Raw genomic sequence first — 8,823 nt, forward strand, 5'->3', positions numbered from 1 at the left:
CTCGCACCCGGTCGCCCACTCGCACCCGGCCGCCTCGAACCCGCGCTGCCCCCAGCCGCCGAGCCGAACGCCGAACCGCCGAGCCGGCCACCACCTCGCCCGCGCGCTCGCGTGCCCAGCCGCCGAGCCGGACCGCGAACCCAGGCGGAACGCCTGACCGGACCCCGATCCGCCTGCCCCGACCCGCCTGCCCCGACCCGCCTGCCCGGACCTGCCTGCCCGGACCTGCCTGCCCGGACCTGCCTGCCCGGACCCGCCTGCCCCGAACGGCCGGCTCCGGATCGCCCGCCCCTACCCGCTGGCTCCAGATCGCCCGCCCCGGATCGGCCGCTTCGAACTGTCCCGCCCGTCCACGGCACCCGGCCCCCATCGGCTGACCTCCATCGGCCGGCCCTCAGGTGTGCGCCCGCCAGTGCCGCCCGCCGGTGTCCCTGCCCCTCGCCCCTCGCCCCTCGGCCCGCGAGCGCGGCGGCCGGGCGCGGCGTGGCGCGGTGGGGCTTGGCGTGGCGTGGGTCACAGGCCGGATGTCGGTAGGCCGGTGGGGTGAACGTGAGGTGGGGTGAACAGCGGGTGGGAGTCGCGGGGTTGGGCGTCAACTGTCAGCGGCGTCTGGCACGCTCGTACCCATGGGGACGCGAAAGGTACTAGCGGTGTTGGCTGCGCTCGCCCTGGTGGTGGCGGGTTGCACCGCGACACCCCCACCGCCCCTCGTGCCGTCGACGCCGGGGATGACGGTCGTCCCGAAGGAGAAGCAGAACGAGATCGTCGTCGGGATGGACGACATCAAGGGCGGCTACAACCCGCACACCCTGGCCGGGCAGAGCACCGTCACGACCGCGCTGGCCGCGCTGCTGCTGCCGTCGACCTTCCGGACCGACGCGGACGGCGGGGCGCGGCTCGACCTGGACCTCATGGTCAGCGCCGAGGTGACCAGCGCGGACCCGTACACGGTCACGTACACGATCCGCCGCGACGCCAGCTGGTCGGACTCGGCGCCGATCGCGGCCGAGGACTTCGTGTTCCTGTGGCAGCGGATGCGGCAGGAGCCGGGGGTCGTCGACCCCGCCGGGTACCGGCTGATCGACGACATCACCAGCCGCGAGGGCGGCAAGGTGGTCGAGGTCGTGTTCGCCAAGCCCTACCCCGGTTGGCGGAGCCTCTTCCGCGACCTCCTGCCCGCCCACCTGCTCAAAGACGCCCCCGGCGGGTGGAGCGCGGCCCTCGCGGACAGCTTCCCGGCCACCGCCGGGCCGTTCGCGGTCCGCTCGCTCGACCAGCCGCGCGGCGAGATCGTGCTGGAGCGCAGCGACCGGTTCTGGGAGGCGCCGCCCGCGCTCGACCGGGTGGTCCTGCGCCGCTCCAGCCAGCCCGACACGATCGAGGCGTTGAAGACCCGCGACGCGCAGGTCGCGCTCATCCGCGCGGACGCCATCGCGACCAAGGACATCGCGGAACTCGCCAGGACGGCGTCGCTCGCGAGCGTCGTGGTGCCGCGCCCGGAAGTCGTGCAGTTGCTCTTCCGGCCGGCCTCCGCGCGAATGCAGGACGTGCGCGTCCGGACGGCCGTGATGAACCTGCTCGACCGCGACGACCTGATCGCCGCGGGCGTCCGCAGCGGCCCGAGCGCGAACCTCCGCGCCGACGCCCAGGTGGTGCCGCCGAGCAGGCCCGGCTACGCCCCGACCATGCCCGCCAAGGCCGGTGACCCGGGCCAACTGCTCACCGAGGCGGGGTACACCCGGCCGGAGGGCGGGCAGTGGGGCCGGGACAACAAGCCGGTCGAGCTGACCATCGGCGCACCGGCCGGCGTCGAGCCGTACGAGACCATCGCGAACCGCGTCCAACGTCAACTGTCATTGTCCGGAATCGCTGCACGCGTCCTGACAACGCAGCCGAATCAGTTCTTCGGCCAAGATCTGTCGGATACCGCGACGTCCAATGACACGGTCGACATTGCGGTCGTGCCGCAGGTCGACACCGGCGATTCCGCGGCCGTTCTGGCTTCCACATTCGGCTGCCGGACGTCCCCCGAGGACGGCGGTACACCCATTCCGGCGAATCTGTCGGGTTTCTGCGACCAGGCGGTGCAGCCGGTGATCGACCAGGCCCTCAGCGGCGAGGTCCTGCTCGCCGACGCCCTGCGGACCATCGAACCGGTGCTGTGGCAGCAGGCCGTCTCGCTGCCGTTGTTCCAGGTAGCGGACTTGTTGGTGGTCCTGCCGGAGGCCGTCGGGGTCACCGCGGGCGCTCCGTTCGCCGGTCCGCTGAGCACCGCCCGGTCCTGGCGGCGTGAAGATCGTTGACCGTTGACGCGGACGTAACACTGGCTTCAAGATGCGTTCGTGGGGCAGTATTGACAGTATTCCGGTCGTCCGGTTAACGAACGCTCCCGCCCGGTAACGACGGAGTCGCATGCTGCGACCAACGTGTCACCCTTTGGTCACGATCGGCCGATGGGCAGTGACCGTGCCGCGCACTGCTTCTTATCGTGCTGCAACGGTGTGTCGGTTCGGGGCGCGTTTGGCACATCACGGTTATGGGTGGAAGTCGGCCCAAACGGTCGCTCCAACCCAGTGCTAGGAGGGCACGTGTCGATGAGGAGATCAAAGGCTGTCTCGGCGCTTGCGCTGTTGACCGGAGCCACGCTCGTGCTGAGCGCGTGCAGCGGCGGCGGCTCGGGCAACGGCGACCAAGGCGGGCCGCAGGACCTCGACCCAGGCGCGATCGGTGGTCAGGACGAGCTGCTGAAGCGTCCCAAGGTGGACGACATCGGTGAGATCGCGATCGCCGTGGAAGAAGGCTTCAGCAACTACAACAACAACATCGGCGCGACGAACAACTTCGCGAGCACCATCGCGCTGTCGAACGTGCAGCCCTCGCCCTACATCACCGACCTGGTGGACGGCAAGGTCGTGATCAAGGTCGACGGCGACCTGATGGAGTCCATCAAGGTCACGTCGAGCGACCCGCAGACGATCGAGTGGAAGGTCCAGAAGGCCGCCGTCTGGTCCGACGGCGAGCCGATCGACTGCGACGACTTCCACCTCAAGTGGCTGGCCGCGACGAGCAAGGCCACCGTCAAGGGTGACGACGGCACGGAAGCCTCGATCTTCGACTCGTCCGACACGGGCTACAAGGACATCGAGAAGCTCGAGTGCTCGAGCGACGGCAAGACCATCACCACCACGTTCTTCAAGGACAAGCCGTTCGCGGACTACCGCGCCCTGTTCTCGCAGCCGGGTAGCGACAGCCTGCTGCCGGCGCACATCCTGGAGCAGAAGACCGGCGTGGCGGACATCACCAAGGTGATGCCCTCGCAGAACGACGACACCGTCAAGAAGGTCGCGGAGTTCTACACGACCGGCTGGCGCGGCTTCGACGCGGCGGTCGCGCTGTCCGGCGGCCCGTACATCATCAAGTCGGCGGACCTCAAGGACCAGACGGTCCTGGAGCGCAACCCGAAGTGGTGGGGCAACCCCGGCGGTCCGTCCAAGGTCATCCTGAAGACGAACACCGACGCCCAGTCGGCCGCTCAGCAGCTGCAGAACAAGGAAGTCCAGGTCATCGCCCCGCAGGCGGACGCGGCCGTCGCGCAGCAGCTGCGCGGTGACAGCGCGTTCGAGGTCTTCGCGGCCGGTGGCCAGACCTACGAGCACGTCGACTTCAACATGGCGCTGCCGCTGTTCAAGCAGAACAAGGACCTGCGCACCGCGATCGCCCAGTGCTTCGACCGCGACGCGCTGGTCGAGAAGCTGGTCGCGGACGTCGACCCGAACGCCAAGCCGCTCGGCAGCCTGACGTTCATGCCGAACGAGGTCGGCTACGAGGACCACTACAGCGACACCGGCAAGGGTGACGTCGCGGCGGCCAAGAAGACCCTCGAGGACGGCGGCTGGAAGCAGGGCGCCGACGGCATCTACACCAAGGGCGAGTTCCGCGCGTCCTTCAAGCTGGGCCACAAGATCGTCCAGCGCCGTGCCGACACCGTGCGCGTCCTGCAGGACAAGTGCAAGCAGGCCGGCATCGAGATCGTCGACGACCAGGCTGCCGACTTCAACGACAAGCGCCTCCCGGCGAGCGAGTTCGAAGCCGCGCTGTTCGCGTGGGTCGGCCAGCCGCTGAAGGCCGGTGCGTACGGCAACTACGCCCAGAAGGACAAGGGCGGCTCGGCCAACTACAACAACTACGACTCCGCCGCGCTGACGGAGAAGTGGCAGGCCGCGAACGGTGAGCTCGACTACCAGAAGCGCATCACGATGATGAACGAAGCGGACAAGATCATGCGGGACGACCTGCACAGCGTCCCGCTGTTCCAGCTGACCGACTTCGCCGCGTCGAGCGCGGACATCGGCCCGATCTCGTACATCGGTGTCGGCGGCGGTGTCACCTGGAACCTCTACGCCTGGCAGAAGAAGTAAGCGACGCCTGGCTTTGAGTCCGGTTAGGTAAAGCAAGACCCAACCGCCGGGGGGCCGGTGCCACAAGCACCGGCCCCCCGGACGGTGTCCGCGTCCGGTAGGCTCCCACGCTTGCACGCGGGGGTGCCTAGGGAGACTAGAGACTCGTCATGTTCCGTTACATAATCCGGCGGTTGTTGATCTCGATTCCGCTGTTGATCGTCGCCTCATTCCTCTGCTTCGGTCTCGTCAACGCCATGGGTGACCCCCTGGGCGAGTGGAAGCTCCAGAAGCCCCGGACACCGGCGGAGATCTCTGCCGCTTACGAGCGGACGGGCTACAACAAGCCGTTCATGGAGCGCTACGTCGCCTGGGCCGGCGACTTCGTCACCGGCGACTGGGGCGAGTCCGTCGTGCCCGGCAACGCGGGCAAGCCCGTGAAGGACGAGCTGCTCCGGGCGTTCAGCGTGACGCTGCGGCTGATCATGGGCGCGGAGCTCATCGCGCTGGCGCTCGGCATCGCCGTCGGCGTCATCGGCGCGGTGAGACAGTACTCGGTATTCGACTACACGGCGACCGGAATATCGTTCGCGATGTTCTCGATGCCGTTGTTCTGCGTGGCCCTGGTGCTCAAGGCCGGTGGTATCCAGCTGAACAACTGGCTGGAATCCATAGGCGCCGACCGGTGGATCATCACGGCGGGTCCGCCGGGTGAGGGCTTCGGCGGCAGCTTCGGCCAGCAGTTGTTCCAGTACAGCGGCGCGTACATCCTGCCGACCATTTCGCTGGTCGTGATCCAGTTCGCGCTCTACAGCCGCTTCCAGCGCGCGTCGATGCTGGACACCCTGAACGCCGACTACGTGCGCACGGCGCAGGCGAAGGGCATTTCCGAGGCGCGGTCGATCTTCCGGCACGCGTTCCGCAACGCCCTCATCCCGATCATCACCGTGTCCTCGCTGAACATCGGCGCCGGTTTCGGCGGCGCGGTGATCACCGAGACGGTCTTCAGCTGGTCCGGCATGGGCAAGTTCATCGTCGAGGCCATCACGAAGATCGAGCCCTACCAGGTGCTCGGCTTCATGATGGTGACGGCCGTGTTCATCATCGTGTTCAACCTGATCGCGGACATCCTGTACGCCTTCCTGGACCCGAGGATTCGCCTTGACTGAGATCGGTTCCCCCGTGGCCGCGGCGCCGTCGCCGGGCCCGACCGAGGCGAGTCAGTTCGACACGACCTCGGCGCGCAAGCAGTGGCAGGTCATCCTGCGCCGGTTCACCCGCCACAAGGCCGCGCTGTTCGGCCTGGTGCTGTTCGTGGTGCTGGTGCTGTTCGCCTTCCTCGGCGGCGTGTTCTGGAAGTACTCGTACACGGACCTGGGCTTCAAGCGGTACCTGCCGCCCAGCGGCGACCACCCGTTCGGCACGGACCGGCTCGGCGGCGACATGGTCGCGCTGATCATCCGCGGCATCCAGTTCTCGCTCCAGATCGCGATCGTGGTGGCGGTGCTGTCCACCGTCATCGGCGTGGTGCTGGGCGCGGTGGCCGGGTACCTGAAGGGCTGGGTCGACACCCTGATCAGCCGGTTCATCGACCTGCTGCTGGTCATCCCCAGCCTGATCATCGCGGCCGTGCTGGTCCGCAACAGCTTCGTGGTGGAGGTGGCGGGCGCCGCCGGCGGCAGCAACTGGCTGATCGTGGCGCTCTACCTGGGCCTCATCGGCTGGCTGTCGATCGCCCGGGTGATCCGCGGCATGGTGCTGTCGCTGCGGGAGAAGGAGTTCGTGGAGGCCGCCCGCGCGCTGGGCGCGTCCACGTTCCGCATCGTGTTCCGGCACATCCTGCCCAACACCGTGGACGTGATCATCGTCAACGCGACGCTGGCCATCGCGCAGGCGGTGCTGCTGGAGGCCGCGCTGTCGTTCATCGGCCTGGGCGTGCAGAGCCCGGACACTTCGCTGGGCCTGATGATCAGCCTGAACAAGAACGAGCTGACGCTGCACCCGTGGCTGTTCTTCACCCCGTTCGTGTTCATCGTGCTGATCTCGCTCGCGGTGAACTTCATCGGTGACGGTCTTCGGGACGCCTTCGACCCGCGGCAGAAGAGGGTGAAGGCATGAGTGAGGTGGACCTGATGAACGCTCCCGAGTCCTCGGCCTGGGACAACGCGGCCGGCGGCGAGAAGCTGCTCAGGGTCGAGAACCTGTCGGTCGACTTCCCGACCGACGACGGCACCGTGCACGCCGTGCGGGACGTGTCGTTCACCCTGGGGCCCGGCGAGGTGCTGGGCATCGTCGGTGAGTCGGGCTCGGGCAAGTCGGTGTCGTCGATGGCGATCATGGGTCTGCTGCCCAAGACCGCGAAGATCGGCGGCTCGATCAAGTTCAAGGACCGCGAGCTCGTGGGCCTGAACTACAAGCAGATGCAGCCGGTGCGCGGCAACGGCGTCTCGATGATCTTCCAGGACCCGATGACGTCGCTGAACCCGGTGTACACGGTGGGCTGGCAGCTCGCCGAGGCGCACCAGGCGCACCACGACGTGTCGAAGAAGGCCGCCTGGGCCAAGGCCGTCGAGGTGCTGGAGCTCGTGGGCATCCCGCAGCCGGACCGCCGCGCCGCGCAGTACCCGCACGAGTTCTCCGGCGGCATGCGGCAGCGCGCGATGATCGCGATGGCGATCATCAACGACCCGGACGTGATCATCGCGGACGAGCCGACCACGGCGCTCGACGTGACCGTGCAGGCGCAGATCCTGGACACGCTGCTGCGCATCCGGGACGAGACGAGCGCCGGGATCATGGTCATCACGCACGACCTGGGCGTGGTGGCGGGCATGGTGGACCGCGTGCAGGTCATGTACGGCGGCACGGTCGTCGAGCAGGGCACCGTGGACGAGGTCTTCGAGGCGCAGCGGATGCCGTACACGGTGGGTCTGCTGGGCTCGATCCCGAACCCGAACATGCTGGGCAAGCGGCTCACGCCGATCAAGGGCGCCCCGCCCTCGCTGATGAACCTGCCGCACGGCTGCTCGTTCTCGCCCCGGTGCCCGCTGGCGATCGACGAGTGCCGCGAGACCGAACCGCTGCTGCTGGAGACCGACCGGCCCGGCCACTTCGCGCGGTGCCACCGCTCCGCGCACCTGGCCACCATCGAGAACCCGCAGCGGCTGTTCGCGCACGACGAGATCGGCACGGTGGAGAACCCCGCGTCGCTGACCGCGGCGAACCCGGACATCCCGGTGGCCGAGGCCGTCGACGTGGTCGAAGCGCGGCTGCACGAAGAGGAGAAGCCGACCTCATGACCTCGACAGAAACCAACCCCCAGGCCGGTGGCCTCGCGTCGGGCGGACGTCCGGGCGAGACCCCGCTGCTGGAGGTCAAGGACCTGGTCAAGTCGTTCCCGGTGCGCGGCGGCGGCATCATCCCGCGCACCGTGGGGCAGGTCCAAGCGGTGTCCGGCGTCAGCTTCGACCTGTACCCGGGCGAGACGCTGGGCCTGGTCGGTGAGTCCGGTTGCGGCAAGTCGACCACCGGTCGGGCCATCCTGCAGCTGCACAAGCCCACGTCGGGCTCGGTGAAGTTCCGGGGTCGCGAGCTGACCACGCTGCGCGGCAAGGGCCTGCGGGGCGTGCGCCGGGACATGCAGATCGTGTTCCAGGACCCGTACGCGTCGCTGAACCCCCGCTGGCAGATCAACGAGCTGATCTCCGAGCCGTTCAAGATCCACGGCATGCCCGAGGGCACCGGCAAGGATGTGCAGGCGCGGGTCAACGAGCTCATGGAGCTGGTCGGCCTGAACCCGGAGCACCGCAACCGGTACGCGCACGAGTTCTCCGGCGGCCAGCGCCAGCGCATCGGCATCGCCCGCGCGCTCGCGCTCAACCCGAAGCTCGTGGTGCTGGACGAGCCGGTGTCCGCGCTGGACGTGTCGGTGCAGGCGGGCGTGGTGAACCTGCTGGAGGAGCTGCAGGAGCGCCTGGGCCTGGCGTACCTGTTCGTGGCGCACGACCTGTCGGTCGTCCGGCACATCTCCGACCGGGTCGCGGTGATGTACCTCGGCAAGATCGTCGAGATCGGGGACCGGGAGGACATCTACGCCCGGCCCATGCACCCGTACACGCAGGCGCTGCTGTCGGCGGTGCCGGTGCCGAACCCGAAGGTGGAGCGCCGGCGTCAGCGGATCGTGCTCACCGGTGACGTTCCGTCGCCGGTGAACCCGCCGTCGGGCTGCCGCTTCCGCACCCGGTGCTGGAAGGCGCAGGACATCTGCGCCGTCGAGGAGCCGGCGCTGGTGCAGCGCGGCGACGGCTCGGGCACGTTCTCCGCGTGCCACTTCGCCGAGGTCGTCCCCGCCCTCGTCGGCTGAGCCCACGGCCCCTGCTCCGCGGGCGGCGGCCCGGTCGACGCGACCTCGCCGCCCGCCGCGGAG

Annotated in this window: 6 protein-coding genes; all 6 read left to right on the forward strand. The window is 68.7% G+C overall.

Annotated features, from left to right (window positions below; genetic code table 11):
- Positions 1 to 626: 626 nt before the first annotated feature.
- The 6 genes from AB0G02_RS21740 (at position 627) to AB0G02_RS21765 (ending at position 8,760) form a co-directional block, all read left to right on the forward strand.
- Positions 627 to 2,303, forward strand: a complete 1,677-nt coding sequence (locus AB0G02_RS21740) for an ABC transporter family substrate-binding protein (RefSeq protein WP_360797224.1) — start codon at positions 627 to 629, stop codon at positions 2,301 to 2,303.
- A gap of 327 nt (positions 2,304 to 2,630) precedes the next feature.
- Entirely contained in the window at positions 2,631 to 4,418 is a 1,788-nt protein-coding gene (locus AB0G02_RS21745; RefSeq protein ID WP_360797226.1) for an ABC transporter family substrate-binding protein, read from the forward strand.
- A gap of 149 nt (positions 4,419 to 4,567) precedes the next feature.
- Positions 4,568 to 5,566, forward strand: a complete 999-nt coding sequence (locus tag AB0G02_RS21750) for an ABC transporter permease (protein ID WP_360797228.1) — start codon at positions 4,568 to 4,570, stop codon at positions 5,564 to 5,566.
- Complete coding sequence (locus AB0G02_RS21755; protein WP_360797230.1) at positions 5,559 to 6,515, forward strand: ABC transporter permease; 957 nt, start codon at positions 5,559 to 5,561, stop codon at positions 6,513 to 6,515. Before AB0G02_RS21750 ends, AB0G02_RS21755 begins: the two co-directional genes overlap by 8 nt.
- Positions 6,512 to 7,696: an ABC transporter ATP-binding protein gene (locus AB0G02_RS21760; RefSeq protein WP_360797232.1), complete on the forward strand. Its 1,185-nt coding sequence runs from the start codon at positions 6,512 to 6,514 to the stop codon at positions 7,694 to 7,696. Before AB0G02_RS21755 ends, AB0G02_RS21760 begins: the two co-directional genes overlap by 4 nt.
- The gene (locus AB0G02_RS21765; RefSeq protein WP_360797234.1) at positions 7,693 to 8,760 is read left to right on the forward strand and encodes an oligopeptide/dipeptide ABC transporter ATP-binding protein; all 1,068 of its coding nucleotides are present in this window, start codon (positions 7,693 to 7,695) and stop codon (positions 8,758 to 8,760) included. The genes AB0G02_RS21760 and AB0G02_RS21765 overlap by 4 nt, the downstream gene beginning before the upstream one ends.
- Positions 8,761 to 8,823 lie beyond the last annotated feature (63 nt).

It is taken from the genome of Actinosynnema sp. NPDC023658, assembly GCF_040639995.1.
Lineage (GTDB): Bacteria > Actinomycetota > Actinomycetes > Mycobacteriales > Pseudonocardiaceae > Actinosynnema.

Coding starts and splice junctions, on each gene's coding strand:
- AB0G02_RS21740 (WP_360797224.1), top strand. CDS start 627: ATGGGGACGCGAAAGGTACTAGCGGTGTTGGCTGCGCTCGCCCTGGTG.
- AB0G02_RS21750 (WP_360797228.1), top strand. CDS start 4,568: ATGTTCCGTTACATAATCCGGCGGTTGTTGATCTCGATTCCGCTGTTG.
- AB0G02_RS21760 (WP_360797232.1), top strand. CDS start 6,512: ATGAGTGAGGTGGACCTGATGAACGCTCCCGAGTCCTCGGCCTGGGAC.
- AB0G02_RS21765 (WP_360797234.1), top strand. CDS start 7,693: ATGACCTCGACAGAAACCAACCCCCAGGCCGGTGGCCTCGCGTCGGGC.